Source organism: Caulobacter sp. DWR2-3-1b2, from assembly GCF_049896345.1.
Taxonomy (GTDB): domain Bacteria; phylum Pseudomonadota; class Alphaproteobacteria; order Caulobacterales; family Caulobacteraceae; genus Caulobacter.
Genome location: NZ_JAFCUC010000003.1, coordinates 222,309 through 242,984, shown reverse-complemented (window position 1 = coordinate 242,984; position 20,676 = coordinate 222,309). Strand labels below are relative to the sequence as shown.

The following is a 20,676-nucleotide window of genomic DNA, read 5'->3' as shown; positions in this document are numbered from 1 at the left end:
TCCGGCGTTAGCAAGGCTCGGCCAGCGCCATCAGACCCGAATAGCTCGGCTGGTCTATGGCGATCTGGTCGATCACGCTGGCCTGCAGATGGGCGAGCATCGCCGGGTCTAGGGGCGATAGCCGGCCGTCGCTCAGGCGGGCGCAGAGCTCGGCGTTCAGCGCCTCGAAACCGCCGTCCACGCCCAGCAGGACTTTCAACCGCGCCACCGCCGCCGCCTCCGCCACCGGGCCGAGGGCTGCTTCGCGCTCAAGCGTGGCGCGGGCATTGTCGGCGACCCTCGCCAGGAACGCCGCGCGCGCATCACCGGCCGAGGCCTCGTCGATCCCGGCCAGGGCCTCGCGCAGTTCGTCGGCGGTGGGGTGGGTGATCATCCTAGCCGCTTCATCAGTAGAACGAGGTCGATTTCGGCCTCGCTTGCGCGGCGGCCGATCATCGCCCGCTCGATCGAGCGATCGGCGCCCGAGGCGAAGCTCGCATACATCATCAGGCACATGACGCCCCATTTCAGCGAGCCCAGGGCCTGCCAGAACAACAGACGTTCCAGCGACACCGCCCCGCCGCCGGCCGCCGCGTGGCCGTCGAGCAGGTCCTGATAGTCACCGAACCCGCCGACCGGCCTCCGCCATTGCCCGAATCGCCAGGAATTGACGCAGATCCAGCCCAGATCCTCGGCCGGGTCGCCGAGGTGGGCCAGCTCCCAGTCGAGAACCCCGACCAGGCCGCTGGCGGGGTGGATCATCAGGTTACCGTTGCGAAAATCACCGTGGACCAGCACCGGCCGCTCGAGCGGTGGCGCGCGGCTTTCCAACCAGCGGAAGGCGGCTTCGAAGATCGGCCGTTGCGGGCGAAGTTCGCGGTAGACCGCCTCGTAGCGCTGAAGTTCGTTGGCGGCGTCGGAGGTCGCCAAGGGCGGCAGGCCCTCCAGGGGCGTGGCGTGGATCGCCGCGAGCACCTCGCCGCACCGGCGCGCTAGGCCAGGCCGCACGCCGGCGAAGGCCTCGTCGCGGACGATGCGCTTGCCCAGGGTCTCGCCCTCCAGCCGGCGCATGAGATAGGCCTCGCCGAGGCCGTCCTCTGGCGCGCAGACATGGACCACCTCAGGCACGGGCGCGCCACGCGGACGGACGGCGGCCAGCAGAACGGCCTCGGTGGCCAGGGGCAGGGCGGTGTCGCTCATCAGCGCCGACGGCGGGCGCCGACGCAGGATTAGCGCCGCGCCGTCGTCGAGGTCGAAAGCCCAGGTTTCAAGGCTGGCGCCGCCCGACAACCGCCGGGCGTTGAGCGCCGTCGCCGCGCCGGGTGACAGGCGCGGCGCCAAGGCGGAGAGGGCGGCCGGAACATCCATGGTCGCCAGCATTTCAGCCCTTACCCAGCGTCATTCAAGCCGACTTCGTCGGCTGGCCTACCCCGCGTCGTTCAGGGGCGAGGCCGATTTCCAGTCGAACAGTTCCTGCAGGGTCCGCACCGCCAGGCCGCGCGGCGAGGTCAGGTCCGGGTCGCGGGCCAGGATCAGCCGGGCGTCGTCGGCGGCCACGGCGATCAGGTCGCGGTGGGCCACCGGGTCGGCCAGGCGGTAGGCGGGGAAGCCGCTCTGCTTGAGGCCCAGAGGATCGCCGCCGCCGCGCAGCTCCAGGTCCTTTTCGGCGATCTCGAAGCCGTCGTCGCTACGGCGCAGGATGTCGAGTCGCTGCTGGGCCACCTCCGACAGCGGCGGGTCGTAGAGCAGCACGCAGGAACTCTCGCGCGACCCTCGGCCCACGCGCCCGCGCAGTTGGTGCAGCTGCGCGAGCCCGAAGCGGTCGGCGTGCTCGATCACCATGATGCTGGCGTTGGGCACATTGACCCCGACCTCGACCACGGTGGTGGCGACCAGCACGCTGACCTTGCCGTCCACGAAGTCGGCCATCACCGCGTCCTTGTCGGCGGCGTTCATCTGGCCGTGGACCAGCCCGACGCTGGGACCGATGGCCTCGCGCAAGCTGGCGGAGCGGCGCTCGGCGTCGCGCAGGTCGATCTTGTCGGATTCCGAGACCAGCGGGCAGATCCAGAAGGCCTGGGCCCCGCCCTCGGCCGCCGCCTTCAGACGGGCGATGATTTCGGGAATGCGCGGGGTCGGCGCGGCGCGGGTAGCGACGGGCGTGCGGCCGGGCGGCTTCTCGTCGATGCGCGAGACGTCCAGGTCGCCGAACATCGTCAGTTCCAGGGTGCGCGGGATCGGGGTGGCCGACATGGCCAGCAGGTGGGCGCCCCCCAAGTCAGGATGAAGCCCCTTGGTCTGCAGGCGCTTGCGTTCGTTGACGCCGAACCGGTGTTGCTCGTCGATAATGGTCAGGCCGAGCGCGCTGAACGCCACGTCGTCCTGGAAAAGGGCGTGGGTGCCGACGACCACGGCGGCCGATCCGTCGGCCAGCTTGGCTAGTTTCGAGGCGCGGGCGGCGCCCTTGTCGCGCCCCGTCAGCAGGATCACCGCCAGACCCTGGGCCTCCAGCGGCGGGGCCAGGGTCTCGTAGTGCTGGCGGGCCAGGATCTCGGTGGGGGCCATCAGGGCTGACTGCAGGCCCGAGGCGGCGGCGTCGGCCATGGCGAGCATGGCCACCACGGTCTTGCCCGAGCCGACATCGCCCTGCAGCAGCCGGCCCATGCGCTCGCCGCTGGCGACATCGCCGCGGACCTCGGACAGGGCGCGGATCTGGGCGCCGGTCAGGCGGAAGGGCAGGGCCTTTTCAGCGGCGTCCGACAGGTCGCCGGCCATAATGCGCGGGGCGGGGTGGGCGCGCTTGGCCGCCTTGCGCTGGGCCAGGGCCAGTTGGTGAGCCAGAAGTTCGTCATAGGCCAGGCGGCGACGCGTGACCGACAGCGGCGACAGGTCGATCTCGGCCTGGGGATTGTGCAGCAGGGCCAGCGCCTCGCGCCAGGCGGGAAAGCCTTCGCGGGTCATCCAGGCCGGGTCCTGCCATTCGGGCAGGGCGGCGGCGCGCTCCAGGGCCTCAAGGGCGAACTTGCGGAAGGTGCGCGAGGGCAGGCCGGCGGTGGCGGGATAGACGGCCTCGACCGGCGGGATGTCGCCCGCGCGGTCGGCCTCGAACAGATAGTCGGGATGGGCGACCTGGATCTCGCTGCCAAACCGCTCGACCTTGCCGCTGACCGCCCGTCGTGCGCCGACCGGGTGGGCGCGCTCCAGATGCGAGCCGAAACCCTTGAACCAGGTCAAGGTGACAAAGCCGTGCTCGTCCCAGGCCCGCACGCGCCAGGGCTGACCCGGACGCTGCGGCGGCAGGTGGGCGTCGATGGTGACCACGAAGGTCTGGACCTGGCCGTCGATGGCCCGATCGGAGGTGGTGGCCGTCCGGCGGATCAGGCTTGTGGGCGGCGTGAACAGCACGTCGCGCACGATCGGCCCCGCCAGCCGTTCAACCAGCGGCGCGACGCGCGGCCCCACGCCCTTGAGGGTGGAGACCGGCGTGAACAGCGGAAAGAGAATCTCGGGGCGCATAGGGCTTCACCATAGCGAAGCGTGCGTCAGATGTGGACGTCGCCGATGCGCGGATGTCGCAGGAGCTATTCGCCCTTGTTCATCACCGGCTTCAGCGACGTGATGATGTCCTGCAGCTCCTCGGCGCGCGAGGCGCCCGACACGTTGAGGCGCGTGTACAGATACTCGGCCTTGTGCTTTTCCGACGCCTCGGGGAAGCGGTTGCCCGCTCCATGCAGGTTGTTGGCTTCACCGGCATAGACCACGGTTCCGCTCGCATCGACGAAGATGAAATTGCCAGCGATCGTCGTCCGAGGGTCGCGATCCTCGGCCAGCTTGTAACGGTAGACCGCGCCATTGGCGCCTTGCAGATCAATATAGGGTTTCACTAGGACCTCGCCTCAATGCACACGGCGTCGGCGGCGATGAGGTGGGGGGCGCCGAGGGCCAAATTATGACCTAAGTCCGCTCACCTTGCTGAGGAATCGCCGCGTGCGCTCTTCCTTAGGCGAACCCAGCACGGCGTTGGAAGGGCCTTGTTCAATAATAACGCCGTCATCCATGAAGATCGTCCGATCTGCCACATCTCGCGCGAAGTCCATCTGGTGGGTGACGATCACCATCGTGCGCTTCTCGGCGGCCAGGTCGCGGATCACGGTCAGCACTTCGCCGACCAGTTCGGGGTCGAGCGCCGAGGTCGGTTCATCGAACAGAATAACCTCCGGATCCATGGCCAGGGCGCGGGCGATGGCGCAGCGTTGCTGCTGGCCGCCGGAGAGTTCGCGCGGATAGGCGTCGACCCGGTGACCCAGGCCGACCTTGGTCAGCAGGGCCCTGGCCTTGTCCAGCGCCACGGCGGATTTCTCGCCGCGCACGACGATCGGGCCCTCGGCGACGTTCTGGGCGGCGGTGCGGTGCGGGAAGAGGTTGAAGTTCTGGAAGACGAAGCCGACCCGGCCCTTCAGCGCGCGGGCGAGAGGGACTTTTCCGCCAGCGGTCAAGCCGGCGACGGTGAGGGTTCCGCTGTCGATCAGCTCGAGGCCCGCCAGGCAGCGCAGCAGGGTGCTCTTGCCCGAGCCGCTGGGACCGATGATCGCCACCACCTCGCCGGGGCTGACGGTCAGGTCGACTCCGTTCAGCACGGTGACGGCGGCGAAGCGCTTGACCAGGCCCGTGGCGGCTATGGCGCTCCCCATGCTGTCGCTCATCGACCGTTCTCCGCCTGGCGCTCCAGCCGGCCCTGGCCCAGGGCCAGCAGGCTGGACAGGATCCAGTAGAGGGCGGCGGCCGCCAGATACATGGTGAAGATCTCGTAGGTGCGGGCGGTGATCAGCTGGGCCTGGCGGAACAGCTCGGGCACCTGGATCGTGGCGGCCAGGGAGGTGTCCTTGACCAGGCTGATGAAGCTGTTGGCAAGGGGCGCGACGGCGGTGCGGGCGGCCTGGGGCAGGATCACCCGGCGCAGGGCCTGACCGCGGCTCATGCCCAGCACGCTGGCGGCCTCCCACTGGCCCTTGTCGACGGCGGCGATGGCGCTGCGCAGGATCTCGCCGGCATAGGCGCCGATGTTGATCGAAAAGCCGATGCCGGCCGCCAGCAGCGGCGGCAGCTCGATCCCCAACTGCGGCAGGCCGTAATAGATCAGGAACAGCTGCACCAGCAGCGGCGTGCCCCGGATCGCCGACACATAGACCGCCGCCGGCCAGCGCAGCAGGGGACTGCGGGAGAGCCGCATCAGGGCCAGGCCGAAACCGATCACCAAGCCCACACCCATGCCGATGACACTGAGCAGCACGGTGTAGCCCGCGCCTTTCAGGAGCAGCGGGGCGGACTCCGCGAGCAGGTCGAGCGCGGCGGACATATCAGACCGAACCCACCAAGTTTGTCATCCCGGACAAGCGGAGCGCAGATCCGGGACCGCCGGAAGCGCCAGCGTTCACGCGTCGGTCCCGGATCTTCGCGCTGCGCGCTCGTCCGGGATGACAACCGTTTTTTGTCAGCCTCACTTCGTCACGTCCGCGCCGAACCACTTGATCGAGATCGCCGCCAACTGCCCGTCGGCGCGCATCGCGTCGATGGCTTCGTCGATCGCCACCTTCAGGGCCGGATCGCGCAGCATGGCCACGCCCATACCCTGGCTGGCGAAGGCCGGGCCCGAGGCCACGAAATCCGGCGTGGTCTTGACGAAGTCGGCGGCCACCAGCCGGTCGTTGAGCACCGCGTCGATACGGCCAGCCTTCAGGTCCTGGTACTTGGTGGGGTCGTCGTCATAGGTACGGACGATGGCGCCGGGCGCATTGGCCCGCAGCCAGCTCTCGTAATTGGTGCCCAGGCCGACACCCACCTTCTTGCCAGCCAGGTCGGCGGGCGCGGCGACGCCCGTCTGGCCCTTACGGGTGATGATCTGGATGCCGGAGATCGTATAGGGCCGCGAGAAGTCGTACTTGGCGGCGCGCTCGGGAGTGATGGTGATCTGGTTGATCACCACGTCGATGCGCTTGGATTCCAGCGCGCCCAACAGGCCGGCGAACGGCGATGGCGAGAACTCGGCCTTGACCTTCATCTGGGCGGCCAGGGCCTTGGCGAAGTCGACCTCGAAACCGGTAAGCTGGCCGTCCTTGCCCTGGAAGTTAAACGGCGGATAGGTGCCTTCGAGCCCGATCCGCAGGGTCTTGGTCGCCTCGATACGCTTGAGGCCGGTCTGCGCGACATTGCCGGACTGGCTGCCGCAGCCGGCGAGGATGAGGCCAGCGGCGCCTAGGGCGAGGCCAAGCAGGAGCTGACGACGAACGGGGAATCGCATGCGGAAGCCTCAAGAGCGAAAGTCGAACGTCCAGTTCTATACAGCCCGTGTCCGGCCGCTAGAGGCAAGCGGCGACGTCGGGTCCGGACGATCCAACCTGACCGCGAATTAACCTGACGGGCGCCGCACGCTCTGTCTTCCTGCGGTCCAAGAGTACTTGGGGGACGCTTTCACATGGCTCATCTGTTCGATCCCGCCGCCGCCACGGCGGCCTATCTGGCGCAATTGTCGCCCGCAGCCCACGCCAAGGCGACCGCCTACACCCAGGGCGGCCACTGGCTCCTGCTGTGGGGCTTCGTCGTGTCGGTTCTGGTCTCTTGGCTGATCGTCCGCAGCGGCGTCTTGGTCGGCCTGAGGCGAAACCTGGAGCGGCGTCGGCCCAGGCCGGTGCTGGTCAGCTTCGTCGTTGGCGTGGCCTATCTGCTAGTGGACGGCCTGCTTAGCCTGCCTTGGTCAGCCTATAGCGGCTGGTGGCGGGAGAAGCAGTACGGGCTGACCAGCCAGGCCTTCGTCGGCTGGCTGGGCGAGGCCGGCATCAGCCTGGCCATCACGGCTGCGCTGCTGGGTCTGTTCTTCGTCGCGCTCTACGCCCTGATCCGCAAGGCGCCGCGCACTTGGTGGCTGTGGAGCGGCGCGCTGACGGCGGTGTTCTTCGGCGTGATCCAGGTGCTGGCCCCGATCTATATCGAGCCGATCTTCAATAAGTACACGCTCGCGCCGGCCGGGCCAGTGCGCGACCAGGTGGTGGCCATGGCCAAGGCCAACGGCATCCCGAGCGACAAGATCTTCGTCTACAACGGCTCCAAGCAGTCCAACGCCTACACCGCCAATGTCGCCGGACTGTTCGGCACGGCGCGAGTGGCGATGAGCGACACCATGTTCAAGCAGGGCGCGGACCTGGCCGAGGTGCGCGGCGTGGTTGGTCACGAGATGGGCCACTACGCCCACAACCACGCCTTGTGGATCGCCGGAGTCATGGGCCTGTTGGCCACCTTGGCCTTCTTCCTGGTCGACCGGTTGTTCACGCCCGTCGCCGCCTTGCTGGGCGCGGACACGGTGAAGGGCGTGGCCGATCCGGCCGGCCTGCCGGTGCTGGCGGTGGTGCTGGCGGTGCTGGGCCTGCTGGGCGCGCCCCTGATCAACAGCCTGGTCCGCATCACCGAGAGCGACGCCGACCACTACAGCCTGACCCATTTCAACGAGCCCGACGGCCTGTCCAAGGCGCTGGTCAAGACGATCGAGTACCGGGCGGCGACGCCAGGGCGTCTGGAGGAGGTGCTGTTCTACGATCACCCGGCCGTGGGCCGTCGCATCCGCCGCGCCATGGACTGGAAGGCGGCGCATCCGAAGGCCGAGGTCCAGGCGTTCGACGCGGCCGCCGCCCGCGCGGCCTTCGTCGGCCAGATGGTTACCCTTCAGCGAGCCGAGCCCGTGGGGACCGGAGACCTGGTCCTCAAACGCGACGGCTCGTGGTTCCAACGCCACGACTTCGGCATGGACCAGGGGCGCTACAGCCTCGAAGGCGATCAGCTGTGCTTGGCGGAAGTGCGCGGGACGCGGACCTGCTACGCCATCGGCCGGTCGGCGAGCGGTTGGACGCTGAAGGCCGATAATGGGGCCGCGACGCCGGTCACGTTCCAGCCGATCCGATAAGCTGGTGCGATTTGGATTGATATCGGGCCTGAGGCATTCTGCAACATGGGCCACATCTCCATTTGCAACCTCGACGGCAGCGCCATCGACGCGCTGAAGCGGTGCGCGGTCGATCACGCGACCTCGGCTGAGAAAGAGGCGCGGCAGGCGCTGGCGGCCAGCGTCGCGCTGGAGCGGCGAGAAATTATTGCGCGCCTTGACGCCGTGCGTGCCGCGCTTGGCCCGCAGACCGGGCCGTCGAGCCTGGATTTGCTGCGAGCCGAGCGGGCGCGCGACGACCATCGATGACCAATAGGTCGAGCCTCTGAATGCTCGAGGCGCTCTACCGCTTCCGGACGAACACCGTGCCCGCCGAATAGCCCGCGCCGAAGCTGCAGATCAGCCCTGTCTCGCCCACCGCGAAGTCGTCATTGGCCGAGTGGAAGGCGATGATCGAGCCGGCCGAGCTGGTGTTGGCGTAGGTGTCGAGGATGATGACGTTCTCGCCCGGCTCGGGCTCGCGCCCCAGCACCTTGCGACCGATCATCTCGTTCATGTTGATATTGGCTTGATGCAACCAGAGGCGCTTTAGCCCCGTGGGATCGACGCCGATATCGCTGGCGTGCTCTACGATCATCTGGCTGACCATGGGCACCACCTCGCGGAACACCTTGCGGCCTTCCTGCACGAACAGCTTGTCGCGCGCGCCTTCGCCCTCGGGGGCCGTGCGGTTGAGGAAGCCGAAATTGTTGCGGATGTTGTTGGAGAACTGCGTCTTCAGCCGCGTGCCCAGGATCTCCCAGCCGCCGGACGCCTGGCTTTCCTCTTCCAGGATCACTGCGGTGGCCACGTCGCCGAAGATGAAGTGGCTGTCGCGGTCGGTGAAGTTGAGGTGGCCCGAGCAGATTTCGGGATTGACCATCAACACCGCCTTGGCGCTGCCGACGGCGATGAAGTCGGCGGCGGTCTTGAGGCCAAAGGTGGCCGAGGAGCAGGCGACGTTCATGTCGAAGGCGAAGCCCTCGATGCCCAGAGCCTGCTGCACCTCGATGGCCATGGCGGGATAGGCGCGCTGCATGTTGGAAGCGGCGCAGATCACCGCCCCGATTTCCGAGACCGGCTTTCCCCAGCGCTCGATCGCCTGCTTGGCCGCTTCGACGGCCATCTCGGCCAGGATCGAGATCTGGTCGTTGGGGCGCTCGGGCAGCACCGGCCGCATGATCTCGGGGTCGATGATCCCGCTCTTGTTCATCACATAGCGGGCCTTGATGCCCGAGGCCTTCTCGATGAACTCGGGCGAAGAGGGGGCCAGGGCCACGACCTCGCCGGCGGCGATGGCCTCGGCGTTGGCGACGTTGAAGCGCTCGACATAGGCGTTGAAGGCTTCGACCAGCTCGGTGTTCGAAACGCTGAACGGCGGGGTGAACAGCCCCGTGGCGACGATAACGGCTTTATGCAAGGCGGCGGTCCCGGTGACGCTTGGCGCGCCTCCCCACGAAAAGGTGGCAGGACGCGTCTCTGATTTTTGTGCTGGAGGATCAATAGCACGCCTGACGCCCCCGTCACCTTCGACGGTGCGGCCTGGGCGCCACGCCACGAGCTTTTCGCCTCAGCGAGGGGAACGATGCGGCGCCGCCACATTCGCCTTGCACATGTCGGGAACGACACGCAATGGCCCCAAACCCGTCCGCTCCGCGACCTATCGCGGCCCCATGGCGACACTACTCAAGCCGGGTCGAGGCGCTCCCCAGTCTCGTCAGTATCAGGAGTAAAACAATGAAAACTCTCATGTCGGTGGCCCTCGCCACGCCCATCTTCGCTTCTTTGGCGATCGCCGCCGTTCCCGCCCTGTCGCACGCTCAAGAGGTCTATGGGACCCTAGGCTATGCCGGCTCCCGCGCCGACGGCGCCGACACCGGCGCGGTGCAGGGACGGCTCGGCGCCAAGCTGACCCCGCACTTCGGCGTCGAGGGCGAGCTTTCCGGCGGCGTCAAGGACGACATTATCGACACCAACGGCGTCCGGTCCAATCTCGAACAGACCCATCAGGCCGCAGTCTATGGCGTCGGCTTCCTGCCGGTGACGCCTCACATCGACCTGCTGGCCCGCGTTGGCTACGGCAACGGCCAGTTCAAGCAGACCGTGGCCGGGGTCGAAAACAAGTTTGACGCCGACAGCGTCAATTATGGCGTCGGAGCCCAGTACAAGGTCGACGACAAGAACGGCGTCCGCGTCGACTACACCCGCCAGCAATTCCGGGACAATGACGCGGCCGACGCCGATGTGATGTCGGTCGGCTACGCTCGGAAGTTCTAGCCTAAGGGGCCGCTCACTTGCCCCCACCTGGCGGCTTCGCCGCCTGTCCGCCCCCATCGGGGGCGGGGCCCCGCGCGAGCTCTTCCCCCTCTGGGGGAAGACGGCCGAAGGCCCGTAGGGTGCAAGTGGGCGGGCCTAACCCCACGTCGCCCTTGACGCTCGACGCCTACAGCCCGACCTTGAAAGAAAACGGGGAGGAAGGCGTCGGCTTGGACAAGGCGATGATAATTCAATTGCTCGGCTCGGCCACGGCCGTGACCTTGCTGGTGGGCTTGGCGGCTTGGGCGCGCATTGCGCGAGCCATGCCACCGCTCGACGCCGGAGGCGCGCGCGCCCTGCTGACCGACGAGTTCCCCGACGATCCGATCGAGGCCCTGTGGATCGCCGCCGACGGGGCCGGCGTCGTGGCGCGGTCCGCCGACCGAGCCTTGGTCCTGTGGCGCAAGGGCGACGGCTATGTGGCCCGCGACCTGCCCTGGGCGCAGGCCCTGTCCACCACCGCCGCCAACGGCCGCCTGACCCTCAAGTCGGCCGACGGGTCGCCCCGCCTGGTGCTGAAGGACGGCGCCTGGCCGCCGCCCGAATTCACGTCGCAAGAGTTCGCCGCATGAAGACCTTCGACCCCGTCCAGATGGCGATCCCGTTCTTCGTCATCGCCGTGATCCTGGAGGTGCTGCTGGCCCGGCTGGGCAAGGCCGACGCCCGCTACGAGGCCAAGGACACCGCCACCTCCCTGGCCATGGGCCTGGGCAGCACCATCGCCGGCCTGCTGACCGGGGGGATCGTGGTCGCCGCCAGCCTGTGGGCCTATTCGCACCGGGTCTTCACCATCCCGATGACCGCGATCTGGGCCTGGGCCGTGCTGTTCTTCGCCGAGGACCTGACCTATTACGCCTTCCACCGGCTCAGCCATGAGCGGCGGGTCTGGTGGGCCAGCCACGTCAACCACCACACCTCCACCCACTACAACCTCTCGACCGCCCTGCGGCAGACCTGGACGGGCGGGATCGCCGGCACCTGGCTGCTGTGGCTGCCGCTGTCGTTCCTGGGTTTCCCGCCGGCCATGGTGGCGATCCAGAAGGGGATCAGCCTGGTCTACCAGTTCTGGATCCACACCGAGGCCATCAAGCGCATGCCCAAATGGTTTGAGGCGGTGTTCAATACGCCGTCGCACCACCGGGTGCACCACGCCCGCAACGCCCGCTACCTGGACGCCAACTATGCCGGCATCCTGATCATCTGGGACCGGATGTTCGGCACCTTCATCCCGGAAACGGACGACGAGAAGATCCGCTACGGCACGGTGAAGAACCTGCCCAACTTCAACCTGCTGACCAACGTCTTCCACGAGTGGATCGGCATCGGCCGCGACGTGGCCCGCCACCCCCGCCATGCGTTGGGCTACATCTTTGGCCCACCGGGCTGGAGCCATGACGGTTCGCGCGATACGTCCCACACCCTGAAGGCCAAGTGGCGGGCGCGGATAGAGCGGGGCGGGGCGGGGGCGGCCGCCGCGCAAGGCGGGAACCGCGACGCGACGGAAACGGACACGCCGAGGCCGAAAGCGGACCTAGAAACCCTCTCTCTTTGAGAGAGGTTCAAGAGACCGACTTGGGTCGTCAGACCGAGGGGATTTCGTCATCCCAGTGGACGAAGACCTTGCCGAAATTGACGGCCTGGGCCTCGGGCAGCCGGCCGGTGACGGCGATCCGCGCGCCCTCGATGGCCTCGGCGGCGTCGGTGCGGTGATCGGCGACTTGGGTCCTGGCGTCGCGCAGAAGATAGGCGCCCAGGCCGATCAGGACGACCACTCCGACGACGGCGGCGATCAGGTGCGGTTTTGGGAGGTTGGGCATGCTGGGTCGAGGTTAGCGGTGAAGCGCGACCGCGCAAAGCCGGGTTGCCGAATGGGGACGCACGCATGCGTGCGTCCCCGATCCAATCCGAAACCGTTCGAGCCCTAGTCCCGCAGAAGCGGCAAACTCAGCCCCATGGCCGGCCGGGCCGCCAGGATCTCGCGGCGGAAGCGGAACAGTTCGGCGGGGCGGCCGCCGGTGTCGGCGTCCTGGCGGCCCAGGCCCTCGACCAGGTCCTCGCGTTCGACCACGCGGCGGAAGTTCTGCTTGTGCAGCGGCACCCCGGCAATGGCCTCTACGGTGCGCTGCAGGGCCGACAGGGTGAATTCGGCGGGCATCAGCTCGAACACCACCGGGCGGTACTTGATCTTGCCCCGCAGGCGGGACAGGCCGGTCGCGAGAATGCGGCGGTGGTCGGAGATCATCGGCTCGCCCAGTGCCGCCGACAAGGCGGCCGGCTCGGCCGGATCATGGCCGTCGGCGCGGGCCCGGTCGCGGGCGGCCTCGGGGGCCAGGCCCGCTTCATAGAGCAGCTCATAGCGCTCCAGCACCCGTTCCTCGTTCCAGGTCGCGCCGTCCAGGGCGAAGGCCAGGCGCGCTCTGGACCACTGGCTGGCGTCGTCGGCCGCCCAGCGGCGCAGGGCCGGGGCCAGCACCTGGTCCAGCAGAGCGGGGCGGCCATGGCGCCAGTCCTCCCACGGAAAGAAGGCCGACCAGGGCGCCCAGGCGGTGTCGGGGGCCTGGGTTTCGATGGCGGTGGGGGTCAAGCCCAGATAGCCGACCGAGACGATGCGGGCCGCGCCCGCGCCCATCTCGGCGCGCGGGGCGTCGCGGCCTTCGTCGCCGAAGGTGTAGAGCTGCTCCACATAGCCCAACTGGAACCGCGTCTGCTCGGTGACGAAGGCCCGCAGGCCCAGCTCGAAGGTGCGATGGCCGGCCGGGTCGAACGATCCGAACGGCAGGCCGGGCAGGGGGCTGGCGATATCGGTCACCGCATCGTGCGGCCGGACGGTCAGGACAACGGCCTCGCCCTCACGGATCGCCACGACCACGGCCGACAGGCCGATGACGACGGACGGCGCCGTGAAGGGGGCGGGCTGCGGGGTCATTCGGTCTCGAACGCCTCGCCTGGGGCGGACTCGAAGCCCGCCGCCTTGGACAGCACATGGAAGCGCTGAACATAGCGCGCCTGGGCCTCGAAGGGCGGCAGGGGGTTGATCCTCAGGTCGTAGCCAGTGGGCGGCGCGCCAAAGATCGCCAGGGACTCGTCATGCGCGAATCCGGCCAACTGGGTGGCCTCGAAGAAGGCGCAGGCCCGGTCGGCCGTCTTGATCAGTTTTTTGACCGCCGCCGGGACCTTAACCGGCAGGCCAAAGCGGATGTGGATGGCGTCCTCCAGCCGGGCCTCGAAGTCCTTGTAACTGACGCCGAGGGCCGCCTTGAACGGGCTGATCATGTCGCCGATCACATATTCGCTGGCGTCGTGCAGCAGGGCGGCCAGCCGCCATCTGGGCTCGAGGTCGGGCTTGATGTGGGCGGCGATCTCCTCGACCACCACGCTGTGCTGGGCCACCGAGAAGCCGTGCTCGCCGACCGTCTGGCCGTTCCAGCGGGCGACCCGCGCCAGGCCGTGGGCGATATCCTCGATCTCGATGTCCATGGGCGAGGGGTCCAGCAGGTCCAGCCTGCGTCCCGACAGCATCCGCTGCCATGCCCTCGGCGGGCCCTTGTGCAGCCCTTTGGCCACGAAATCGTTCCTTATGGTGAAGGTGGCTGCGCAGGCGGCCGCCGCCCAGGGTTTGACTGACCCATCGGTTGACAAAGATCAATGCGAGGCAGGTCGTTGCCTGTGGAAATGCTTCCGATGGGAGATCGATCATGAGCTGGGCGAGAATCATGGCGCCGCTTGCCGGCACGGAGGGCGAGCGGGCGTTGCTGGACGCGGCGGCGGTCCTGGCTGCGGGCTTCGACGCCGAGTTGGCGTGCGTCCACGCCCCGGCCGACATGGCCGACCTGATGCCGTGGATGGGCGAGGGCTTCATGGGCGGCGTGCAGGTCACGGCCCTGGAAAGTCTCAAGGAAGCCGCCGTCGAAGGCCATAACGCCGTCGCGCGGATGGTGGGCGAGCTCGGCTACGCCAAGGCCAAGGCGGTCAGCCTACAGTCGCCCATCTGGGCGGGGCTGGCCATGGAAGGCCGGCTCTCCGACGTCATCGTCTTCGACAGCGCCGCGGCGCGGGGCAGGGGACCCCTGGCGGAATGTTTCCAGCAAATGATCGCCGACGAGCAACGGCCTGTCATCGTGGCCCGGCCCGGCTTGAGGGTGGGCGGCGTGGCGCTGGTGGCCTGGGACGGCGGCAAGGAGGCCAGCCGTGCCCTGCGCACCGCCCTGCCGCTGCTTCAGAAGGCTTCGAGCGTGGTGGTGGCCGGCGCGCCGGACGTCTCGTCGCGGGCTTTCGACCTGGAGCGGCTGGTGGCGTTTCTCGGCGCGCGAGGCGTTCAGGCCACGACCAAGCTGCTGCCGGGATCCGGCGACGCCGCCAGCCTGCTGCTGGGTGCGGCGCGCGACGTCGGCGCCGATATCCTGGTGGCAGGGGCCTTTGGCCATCCGCGCCTGCAGGAATTCATTTTCGGAGGCACGACCCGCAGCTTGCTGAACGGCGATGGGCCGTCGCTGTTTTTGTCCCACTAGGGTTAAAAACCAACCCGCTTATCCCGGCATTCGCCGGGATAAGCGGTTTTGATAAGGTGTCATCCCCCGACGTTGTGTCGGACCAGCGTCTTCATGTCCTCGAACACATCGTGGTCGCTGCCGCCGCGGCCCCTGGCCTTGACCACGGCGACGGCCAGCGGGCCGCCCTTGGGGCCCCGGGCCTCGTAGCCGACCACGCGATAGCCGCTGGTCGCCTTGTCGCTGGCCAGGATCAAGGTGGCGCGCACGCCGTCGCCGCGCTTGCGCTGACGGATCTGGGCGCCGTCCTGATTGGCGTGAACATCGACCTCGCCTTCGTCGTCGGTGGTGGTGTTGACGTTGACCGTCGAGCCGCCGTTGCCGACGCGCTCGCTGATCTTCCGGGTGGTGTCGCCGTCGCGGATGGTGACGTTCTTGGCGACCTTGACCTCGGCCGACCCGTCATTGGCGTTGATCGTCAGGCCGCCAATCTTGATGTCCGCGCCCTTATTGTGAGCGTCGATCCGGATGCCGGGCAGGCGGACCTGAGCTGTCTCGCCATCGTGCTTGGCGCCGGGCGGCGGCGGTGGGGTCGGGGATTTCATGGCCGGCATCAAGGTCTTCAGGTCGGCCTCGATCGGCGCCAGCGCGGCCTCTGCGTCTCCGCCGTTGAGGGCGACAAGCTTCAGCGTCACCTCAGCGTTCTGGCCAGCATAGACGCAGCTTTGCCCGTCCGTGGCGACGCTGACCCGCTTGAGTTCACCCTGCTGCTCCGGGCAATCCAGCTTGCTGATCGCCCGCAGCGATTCGTGCTTGCCGGGCCGGCCAGCACGGTCGTCATGGATATCGACCTTGGGCGAGCAAGCCGCCAAGGCCACGAGGCTCGTGGCCGCAGTCAGCAGCATCAGATGTCGCATCAAGGAATCCTCCATTCGGCGGGAACGTGGTCTGGCGACGCCGGAAGGTCCAATGAAATCGCGGTAAGGGGGGGCTCTGCCTACTGTCCCGGCCGCGCCCCAGAGCCCTCGCGGCGGGCGAGGAAGGCCAAGCGCTCGAACAGGTGGACGTCCTGCTCGTTCTTCAGCAGGGCGCCGTGCAAGGGCGGGATCAGCTTGGTCGGGTCCCGCTCGCGCAGGGTGGCCTCGTCGATATCCTCGACCAGCAGCAGCTTTAGCCAGTCCAGCAGCTCCGACGTGGAGGGCTTTTTCTTCAGGCCCGGCACCTTGCGCATGTCGTAGAAGATCCGCAGCGCCTCGGCGACCAGCTTCTGCTTGATGCCCGGGAAGTGCACGTCGACAATGGCCTGCATCGTCGCCTCTTCGGGGAAGCGGATATAGTGAAAGAAGCAGCGACGCAGGAAGGCGTCCGGCAACTCCTTCTCGTTGTTCGACGTGATGATGATGATCGGTCGGACCTTGGCGGCGATCGTCTCATTGGTCTCGTAGACATAGAACTCGTTGCGATCGAGTTCTTGCAGCAGGTCGTTGGGAAACTCGATGTCGGCCTTGTCGATCTCGTCGATCAACAACACGGGGCGCACCGGGGCCTCGAAGGCTTCCCAAAGCTTGCCCTTCTTGATGTAATTCTTGACGTCCTTGACCCGCTCGTCGCCCAATTGGCTGTCGCGCAGCCGGGTGACGGCGTCATACTCATATAGGCCTTGCTGGGCTTTCGTCGTTGATTTGATGTGCCAGGTCAGCAGCGGCGCGCCCATGGCCTTGGCCACTTCGTAGGCCAGGACCGTCTTGCCGGTGCCTGGCTCGCCCTTGATCAGCAAGGGCCGCTCCAACGCCACGGCGGCGTTTACCGCCACCTTCAGGTCGTCGGTGGCGACATAGTCGGCGGTGCCTTCGAAGCGCGAGCTCATGCAGGATCCCTGACGGCGTCTTGAAAGAGGACGCCTCGAACAGTTGTTCAAATCAGATCTAACCTACAGACCAACCGTCGCCAGGATCAAGTCGGCTTATTGGCCATCCTCGCCGCCGCCGGGATGCCGCCGATGGCGACGGGCTACGGACGGCGGATCGCTGGCGGGAAAGCTATCTTCGAGGCCTTCCTCAAGTTGCTTCTCAAGGTCTTGCGACGTCTCATCGAGCTCAGGTTCGGGCGTGTCGGGCATCGGCGGTCTCCTGTCGTCGGCGGGCCTAGGCTTCGGGAAACCGCCGTTCAAGGAGGTTTGGTGGCGTTCAGCTTTCGTCGGCGTAACCCAAAGCCTCGATGTCGTCGTCGGCCAATTCGGTCGATTCGAAATCGGCCGCAGTATCGGCCTCGTCGGGGATCGAGTCCTCGATGTTCTCATCGTCGCCGGCGATGGCGGCGAGCGGTTCACGTTCGATATCGAGACCCTCGTCGTCGCGGCCGCCTTCTAGTTCATCATCGATCTCGTCGAGGGCCTCGTCGTCGATATTGCCGATGTCCTCCTCGTCCTCATCGGCGTCACCGTCGGCTTGGGTGAGGTCGATCACATCATCGATCTCGTCGAAATTGGCGATGTCCTGGCCATCGTCGGTGAGGTTGGTCTCGTCAAGCACCTCGGCGGTGTCCTGGGCGTCGTAGTCGGTGTCGGTCGGCATGGCGGCACTCCTGAACTCGCGAAGGACCCCTGCGCCTTCGCCGCCCGGATTCAATCCGCCGCCTGGTTTGATGTTCCGTGACGTTCAGCTGAAAGGTAGCGCGTAGCCCTTGTCAGTCAGGCGCTGGACCATCTGGTCGCGCTTCGCCGGCCAGTCCTCCGCCAAGAGGCCTAGTCCGACGACGTCGGCCGGCGCGCCGTCCTTGATCACGTGATGACGAAACAGCGCCTCACGCTGGAAGCCATAGCGCTCATGCAGCTTCCAGACGCTGTCGTTCGACAGCAGCACCTCGCACCATAGCTTGTCGAAACCCAGAGTCTTGAAGACGTATTCGATGACCCAGAACTCGATATAGGAGCCTACGCCCAGGCCACGAACCGAGGGGCTGGCCAGATAGTAGGCCCAGGCGCAGCGGCGGTTGCGGCGGTCGATGTCGGCGAGATTGGCCAGGCCGACCGGCTGGCCATCGACCTCGATCACCCAGTAACGGCGGCGGCCGTCGCCGACCATGCCGCCGAACCAGCCGTCGTGCTCTGCAGGGCTGATCTGGTGGTCGGAATACATGAAGGCTGCGACTTCTGGGCCGTTGCGCCAGTCCAGCAGCCGCTGACGGTCAGTCTCGACAACGTCGCGGAGCACCACGGTGTGCAAGGCGGTCATGCGCGGCGATCTCCCCCCATTTGGATCAGGTCTGGTCGCCCGGCGACGAACGCGCGCACCTCGTTGGATGTGAAGGCCGGATTGGCGGCGTGGAGGCCATCATACACCGCCCGGACGAAGTCCAGATCGTCGGGGCGATCGACCGTCCAGCGCACGTCGCCGTCGTCGGCCGCCTGTTCCAGGCCCGCGATCTGGAAGCGGCCGGGATGGCGATAGAGGAAGGGGGTGACGTGCTCGCGGTCATACGGATCGACGGTTTGGCCGGCCGCGATCTTCAGGGCCGCCGCCTCGAAGATCTCGACGTCCAGGCCCTTGGGATAGCTGCGGCGAGTGGGGGTGTTGGAGGTGTAATCGGCGCCCGAGCGCAGATGCAGCTTAAGGGTCTCGTCAATCAGTTGGGGATCGGCGAGGGGGCAGTCGGCGGTCAGGCGAACCACCGTGCGCACAGGGCCGAAAGCGTCGATTGCGCCGATGAAACGGCCCAACACGTCATCCAGGGATCCGCGAAACACCGGTACGCCGGCGACTTCAAGGCGGGCGGCCAATGGGTCGTCCGTGGGCTGATCGGAGGTGGCGACCACGATCCGCTGGAGCTGTTCGCATCGCCGCAGCCGCTCGATCTGCCGCAGGATCATCGGCGCGCCCGCGAGATCGGCCAGCACCTTGCCGGGTAGCCGCGTCGACGACATGCGGGCCTGGAGAATGGCGAGCGGCAAGGGCGTTCCCGAACGTGGCCTTGGTCTTGTCGCCAGGGCGCGGTTGTCATCTAGGGGTGAAATACGGTTGGCGTGAGGCAGCTACACCATCGGGAAGCGCGCTTTGAGGGCCACGCCGACCTTCTGCATCGTGGGGTCCCAGTCGTTGTAGTCCGAGGTGATGAAGCAGCGGGTCTGTGGGTACCAAGGATAGGTCTGCGCTCCCAACCGCGTCCAGGACGACGCCCCGGTCAGCATCCAAATCGGCGCGCCGCAGGCTCCGCCCAGATTGGTGGTGGCGTTGGAGAAGCCAACGATCAGGTCCATGGCGCAGCAGAGGGCCGCGACGTCGTCTAGGTCCTGCTTCAGGTCAATGCCCGGCGGCTGCCAGATGTCGACGCCGAACTCTTCCCGGGCCAGGGCGATCTCTTCGGAGCAGTCGCCATATTGCAGGTTGACGAAGGTGACTCCCGGCGTCTCAAACACCGGCCGCCACAGCATGAAGGGCGAAAACTGCCGGGCTCTCTCGCCGTTCAGCTTCAGGCTCTTCCACAGCAGCCCGACCTTTGGACCCTTGGGGGCGTTTGTCAATTCCCGCCGCCAATGCTCGACGCGGGCGGGATCGGCGACCAGGAAGTTGAGACGGTTCGGGAAGGAGGCGACGGTGGGGCGGAAGGTTTCAAGCAGCGTTCCCATGGGCGTCCACAGGTCGATCGCGCTCCAGTCCTCGATTTCTGGCGCACCCCGATAGACCCGGCCTTCGTAGGAGACGGTGCGGTGCGGGGTCACGGTAATCTGCGGGAAGGAACGCTGGAACAGCGGGACCAGACGCCGCTCGACCGCGATCGACAGCTTGCCCTGCGGGCCGAGGGCCTCGATCACGTCGGGCAGCATGTTGGCGAACATCACCTCATCGCCCAGGCCCTGTTCGGCGCAGATCATCAGCGACTTGCTGGCCAAGTCCATGCCGGGTGACCAGCGCTCGCCCTCGATGGTGAAGCGGGGGGCCTCAAGCAGGTCCGCGGAGAAACGTCCCTCATATTCCTTCCAACCTTCCGCCACCCGGCCCAAGGCCAGCAGGATTGTGGCGCGGCCGAACTTCATCGTCGCGAGGTCCTCGGCCGACTCCGCCACGGAGATGGCTAGTTCGCAGTCCGTGAGCGCGCCTTCGACATCGCCGAGGTCGATCTTGGCATAGGCGCGATTGTGGTAAGCCTTGCCAAATTCCGGGGCCAGCCGGAGCGTCTCGTCAAAGAAGGTCACAGCGGTCACGCCGTCGCCCAGGCTGCACATGATCGTGCCCAGGGTGTTCCACAGCAGCGGCTGGGCGGGATGTTCGTTGATCGCCGGACGCAGCACTTCGATGGCGTCTTCGCAGCGATTGAGGTCGCGCAGGGCGCAGGCCAGGTTGTTGACGCCCTCCAAATCACCGGGGCGAGCCTGCAGGTAGTGCATGAAGAACTTGGCGGCGATCTCCGGCATGTCCATCCGGAAGGCCAGGCGCCCTAGGTCGCCAGCCACGGCCCCGTGATTGGGCAGCAATTTGAGCGCCGCTTCATAGCAGCGCATCGAGCCCGCGAAATCGCCGGTCTTCTCGCGGGCGATGCCCAGAACATGCCAGGCCACGCCCAGCTTGTCGTCGCGTTCCAGGGCCTGAAGCGCCAACTTCTCGCCCTTGGCGAAGTCTCGGTTCTGCATGGCATGGATCGACTCGGCCAGCAGGGCGGCGACCTCGCCGTTGCGGACGTCGCTGGTCTGGCGATCGAGACGCGCCAGGGCCTCGGCGGACGCCGAGTCGCCGATCGTCGAGATCCGAAAGCCGAGATTGACGGCCTGGGCCACGGCTTCCTGGGCCATCGCCAGGGCGCTGGCCGAGATCTGCGTGTCGCGACTGAGAGACATGATTGAGGCCTTGGCGATTGGAGAGAGTCATCCTCTGGGTCAGTATGCTTAATTGAGTCCTAAGCTGCGTCGCACGGTCGCAGGCTTGGCAATGA

23 protein-coding genes and 1 pseudogene are annotated in these 20,676 nt (G+C 67.1%); 6 read left to right on the top strand and 18 right to left on the bottom strand.

Annotated elements, in window-relative coordinates:
- Positions 1 to 7: 7 nt before the first annotated feature.
- The 7 genes from ACP694_RS10460 to tcyJ all read right to left on the bottom strand — a co-directional run bounded on the left by ACP694_RS10460 (position 8) and on the right by tcyJ (position 6,277).
- Positions 8 to 373: a DUF6285 domain-containing protein gene (locus ACP694_RS10460; protein ID WP_426012153.1), complete on the bottom strand. Its 366-nt coding sequence runs from the start codon at positions 371 to 373 to the stop codon at positions 8 to 10.
- A complete protein-coding gene (locus ACP694_RS10455) occupies positions 370 to 1,359 on the bottom strand; it encodes a phosphotransferase family protein (RefSeq protein ID WP_426012152.1) in 990 nt (329 codons plus the stop codon). The genes ACP694_RS10460 and ACP694_RS10455 overlap by 4 nt, the downstream gene beginning before the upstream one ends.
- Before the next feature lie 45 nt (positions 1,360 to 1,404).
- Positions 1,405 to 3,495 (bottom strand): ATP-dependent DNA helicase RecG, encoded by a 2,091-nt coding sequence (recG, locus tag ACP694_RS10450; protein WP_426012151.1) that lies wholly within the window; start codon positions 3,493 to 3,495, stop codon positions 1,405 to 1,407.
- Positions 3,496 to 3,560: 65 nt separating this feature from the next.
- The gene (locus tag ACP694_RS10445; protein ID WP_426012149.1) at positions 3,561 to 3,863 is read right to left on the bottom strand and encodes a hypothetical protein; all 303 of its coding nucleotides are present in this window, start codon (positions 3,861 to 3,863) and stop codon (positions 3,561 to 3,563) included.
- Positions 3,864 to 3,926: 63 nt separating this feature from the next.
- Positions 3,927 to 4,670 carry an amino acid ABC transporter ATP-binding protein gene (locus ACP694_RS10440; RefSeq protein WP_426012566.1) on the bottom strand — a complete coding sequence of 248 codons (744 nt, stop codon included), beginning with the start codon at positions 4,668 to 4,670 and terminating at the stop codon, positions 3,927 to 3,929.
- Positions 4,671 to 4,678: 8 nt separating this feature from the next.
- Positions 4,679 to 5,335: a cystine ABC transporter permease gene (gene tcyL / locus ACP694_RS10435; RefSeq protein WP_426012147.1), complete on the bottom strand. Its 657-nt coding sequence runs from the start codon at positions 5,333 to 5,335 to the stop codon at positions 4,679 to 4,681.
- A gap of 141 nt (positions 5,336 to 5,476) precedes the next feature.
- Positions 5,477 to 6,277: a cystine ABC transporter substrate-binding protein gene (tcyJ, locus tag ACP694_RS10430; RefSeq protein WP_426012145.1), complete on the bottom strand. Its 801-nt coding sequence runs from the start codon at positions 6,275 to 6,277 to the stop codon at positions 5,477 to 5,479.
- Between the two features lie 174 nt (positions 6,278 to 6,451).
- Between tcyJ and ACP694_RS10425 the strand changes: the two genes are divergently transcribed.
- Both ACP694_RS10425 and ACP694_RS10420 read left to right on the top strand, forming a co-directional pair.
- Positions 6,452 to 7,930 carry a M48 family metallopeptidase gene (locus ACP694_RS10425; RefSeq protein ID WP_426012143.1) on the top strand — a complete coding sequence of 493 codons (1,479 nt, stop codon included), beginning with the start codon at positions 6,452 to 6,454 and terminating at the stop codon, positions 7,928 to 7,930.
- 45 nt (positions 7,931 to 7,975) lie between these two features.
- Entirely contained in the window at positions 7,976 to 8,218 is a 243-nt protein-coding gene (locus ACP694_RS10420; RefSeq protein WP_426012141.1) for a hypothetical protein, read from the top strand.
- Positions 8,219 to 8,252: 34 nt separating this feature from the next.
- Here ACP694_RS10420 and ACP694_RS10415 read toward each other — a convergent pair whose 3' ends face one another.
- Positions 8,253 to 9,368: a beta-ketoacyl-ACP synthase III gene (locus ACP694_RS10415; RefSeq protein WP_426012140.1), complete on the bottom strand. Its 1,116-nt coding sequence runs from the start codon at positions 9,366 to 9,368 to the stop codon at positions 8,253 to 8,255.
- 317 nt (positions 9,369 to 9,685) lie between these two features.
- Here ACP694_RS10415 and ACP694_RS10410 point away from each other — a divergent pair, with 317 nt between their 5' ends.
- From ACP694_RS10410 to ACP694_RS10400, 3 genes are all read left to right on the top strand, one after another.
- Positions 9,686 to 10,225 carry a porin family protein gene (locus ACP694_RS10410; protein ID WP_426012138.1) on the top strand — a complete coding sequence of 180 codons (540 nt, stop codon included), beginning with the start codon at positions 9,686 to 9,688 and terminating at the stop codon, positions 10,223 to 10,225.
- A 221-nt stretch (positions 10,226 to 10,446) separates the two neighbouring features.
- Positions 10,447 to 10,836 (top strand): hypothetical protein, encoded by a 390-nt coding sequence (locus tag ACP694_RS10405; protein ID WP_426012136.1) that lies wholly within the window; start codon positions 10,447 to 10,449, stop codon positions 10,834 to 10,836.
- Complete coding sequence (locus ACP694_RS10400; RefSeq protein WP_426012135.1) at positions 10,833 to 11,816, top strand: sterol desaturase family protein; 984 nt, start codon at positions 10,833 to 10,835, stop codon at positions 11,814 to 11,816. Before ACP694_RS10405 ends, ACP694_RS10400 begins: the two co-directional genes overlap by 4 nt.
- Positions 11,817 to 11,844: 28 nt before the next feature.
- Here the strand turns inward: ACP694_RS10400 and ACP694_RS10395 are convergent, their stop codons facing one another.
- The 3 genes and pseudogenes from ACP694_RS10395 to ACP694_RS10385 form a co-directional block, all read right to left on the bottom strand.
- Positions 11,845 to 12,081: a hypothetical protein gene (locus ACP694_RS10395; RefSeq protein ID WP_426012133.1), complete on the bottom strand. Its 237-nt coding sequence runs from the start codon at positions 12,079 to 12,081 to the stop codon at positions 11,845 to 11,847.
- A 104-nt stretch (positions 12,082 to 12,185) separates the two neighbouring features.
- Positions 12,186 to 13,248: pseudogene (locus ACP694_RS10390) on the bottom strand (NUDIX hydrolase).
- Positions 13,187 to 13,828 carry a YfbR-like 5'-deoxynucleotidase gene (locus ACP694_RS10385; RefSeq protein WP_426012132.1) on the bottom strand — a complete coding sequence of 214 codons (642 nt, stop codon included), beginning with the start codon at positions 13,826 to 13,828 and terminating at the stop codon, positions 13,187 to 13,189. The pseudogene ACP694_RS10390 and the gene ACP694_RS10385 overlap by 62 nt, the downstream one beginning before the upstream one ends.
- Before the next feature lie 131 nt (positions 13,829 to 13,959).
- Between ACP694_RS10385 and ACP694_RS10380 the strand changes: the two genes are divergently transcribed.
- Positions 13,960 to 14,772: a universal stress protein gene (locus ACP694_RS10380; RefSeq protein ID WP_426012130.1), complete on the top strand. Its 813-nt coding sequence runs from the start codon at positions 13,960 to 13,962 to the stop codon at positions 14,770 to 14,772.
- Between the two features lie 59 nt (positions 14,773 to 14,831).
- Here the strand turns inward: ACP694_RS10380 and ACP694_RS10375 are convergent, their stop codons facing one another.
- From ACP694_RS10375 to ACP694_RS10345, 7 genes are all read right to left on the bottom strand, one after another.
- Positions 14,832 to 15,668 carry a hypothetical protein gene (locus ACP694_RS10375; RefSeq protein ID WP_426012128.1) on the bottom strand — a complete coding sequence of 279 codons (837 nt, stop codon included), beginning with the start codon at positions 15,666 to 15,668 and terminating at the stop codon, positions 14,832 to 14,834.
- An 80-nt stretch (positions 15,669 to 15,748) separates the two neighbouring features.
- Positions 15,749 to 16,618 (bottom strand): AAA family ATPase, encoded by an 870-nt coding sequence (locus tag ACP694_RS10370; RefSeq protein ID WP_426012126.1) that lies wholly within the window; start codon positions 16,616 to 16,618, stop codon positions 15,749 to 15,751.
- A gap of 96 nt (positions 16,619 to 16,714) precedes the next feature.
- Complete coding sequence (locus ACP694_RS10365) at positions 16,715 to 16,870, bottom strand: hypothetical protein (RefSeq protein ID WP_426012124.1); 156 nt, start codon at positions 16,868 to 16,870, stop codon at positions 16,715 to 16,717.
- A 67-nt stretch (positions 16,871 to 16,937) separates the two neighbouring features.
- Complete coding sequence (locus tag ACP694_RS10360; RefSeq protein ID WP_426012122.1) at positions 16,938 to 17,324, bottom strand: primosomal protein; 387 nt, start codon at positions 17,322 to 17,324, stop codon at positions 16,938 to 16,940.
- An 84-nt stretch (positions 17,325 to 17,408) separates the two neighbouring features.
- Positions 17,409 to 17,984: a UDP-4-amino-4,6-dideoxy-N-acetyl-beta-L-altrosamine N-acetyltransferase gene (gene pseH / locus ACP694_RS10355; protein ID WP_426012120.1), complete on the bottom strand. Its 576-nt coding sequence runs from the start codon at positions 17,982 to 17,984 to the stop codon at positions 17,409 to 17,411.
- Positions 17,981 to 18,700, bottom strand: coding sequence for a cytidylyltransferase domain-containing protein (locus ACP694_RS10350; protein WP_426012118.1), 720 nt, complete (start codon positions 18,698 to 18,700; stop codon positions 17,981 to 17,983). Before ACP694_RS10350 ends, pseH begins: the two co-directional genes overlap by 4 nt.
- An 81-nt stretch (positions 18,701 to 18,781) precedes the next feature.
- Positions 18,782 to 20,581, bottom strand: a complete 1,800-nt coding sequence (locus tag ACP694_RS10345) for a tetratricopeptide repeat protein (protein WP_426012116.1) — start codon at positions 20,579 to 20,581, stop codon at positions 18,782 to 18,784.
- Positions 20,582 to 20,676 lie beyond the last annotated feature (95 nt).

Coding starts and splice junctions, on each gene's coding strand:
- recG (WP_426012151.1), bottom strand. CDS start 3,495: ATGCGCCCCGAGATTCTCTTTCCGCTGTTCACGCCGGTCTCCACCCTC.
- pseH (WP_426012120.1), bottom strand. CDS start 17,984: ATGACCGCCTTGCACACCGTGGTGCTCCGCGACGTTGTCGAGACTGAC.
- ACP694_RS10345 (WP_426012116.1), bottom strand. CDS start 20,581: ATGTCTCTCAGTCGCGACACGCAGATCTCGGCCAGCGCCCTGGCGATG.
- ACP694_RS10440 (WP_426012566.1), bottom strand. CDS start 4,670: ATGGGGAGCGCCATAGCCGCCACGGGCCTGGTCAAGCGCTTCGCCGCC.
- ACP694_RS10405 (WP_426012136.1), top strand. CDS start 10,447: ATGATAATTCAATTGCTCGGCTCGGCCACGGCCGTGACCTTGCTGGTG.
- ACP694_RS10410 (WP_426012138.1), top strand. CDS start 9,686: ATGAAAACTCTCATGTCGGTGGCCCTCGCCACGCCCATCTTCGCTTCT.
- ACP694_RS10375 (WP_426012128.1), bottom strand. CDS start 15,668: ATGCGACATCTGATGCTGCTGACTGCGGCCACGAGCCTCGTGGCCTTG.
- ACP694_RS10400 (WP_426012135.1), top strand. CDS start 10,833: ATGAAGACCTTCGACCCCGTCCAGATGGCGATCCCGTTCTTCGTCATC.
- ACP694_RS10395 (WP_426012133.1), bottom strand. CDS start 12,081: ATGCCCAACCTCCCAAAACCGCACCTGATCGCCGCCGTCGTCGGAGTG.
- ACP694_RS10360 (WP_426012122.1), bottom strand. CDS start 17,324: ATGCCGACCGACACCGACTACGACGCCCAGGACACCGCCGAGGTGCTT.
- ACP694_RS10370 (WP_426012126.1), bottom strand. CDS start 16,618: ATGAGCTCGCGCTTCGAAGGCACCGCCGACTATGTCGCCACCGACGAC.
- ACP694_RS10425 (WP_426012143.1), top strand. CDS start 6,452: ATGGCTCATCTGTTCGATCCCGCCGCCGCCACGGCGGCCTATCTGGCG.
- ACP694_RS10460 (WP_426012153.1), bottom strand. CDS start 373: ATGATCACCCACCCCACCGCCGACGAACTGCGCGAGGCCCTGGCCGGG.
- ACP694_RS10455 (WP_426012152.1), bottom strand. CDS start 1,359: ATGCTGGCGACCATGGATGTTCCGGCCGCCCTCTCCGCCTTGGCGCCG.
- ACP694_RS10380 (WP_426012130.1), top strand. CDS start 13,960: ATGAGCTGGGCGAGAATCATGGCGCCGCTTGCCGGCACGGAGGGCGAG.
- tcyJ (WP_426012145.1), bottom strand. CDS start 6,277: ATGCGATTCCCCGTTCGTCGTCAGCTCCTGCTTGGCCTCGCCCTAGGC.
- ACP694_RS10420 (WP_426012141.1), top strand. CDS start 7,976: ATGGGCCACATCTCCATTTGCAACCTCGACGGCAGCGCCATCGACGCG.
- tcyL (WP_426012147.1), bottom strand. CDS start 5,335: ATGTCCGCCGCGCTCGACCTGCTCGCGGAGTCCGCCCCGCTGCTCCTG.
- ACP694_RS10365 (WP_426012124.1), bottom strand. CDS start 16,870: ATGCCCGACACGCCCGAACCTGAGCTCGATGAGACGTCGCAAGACCTT.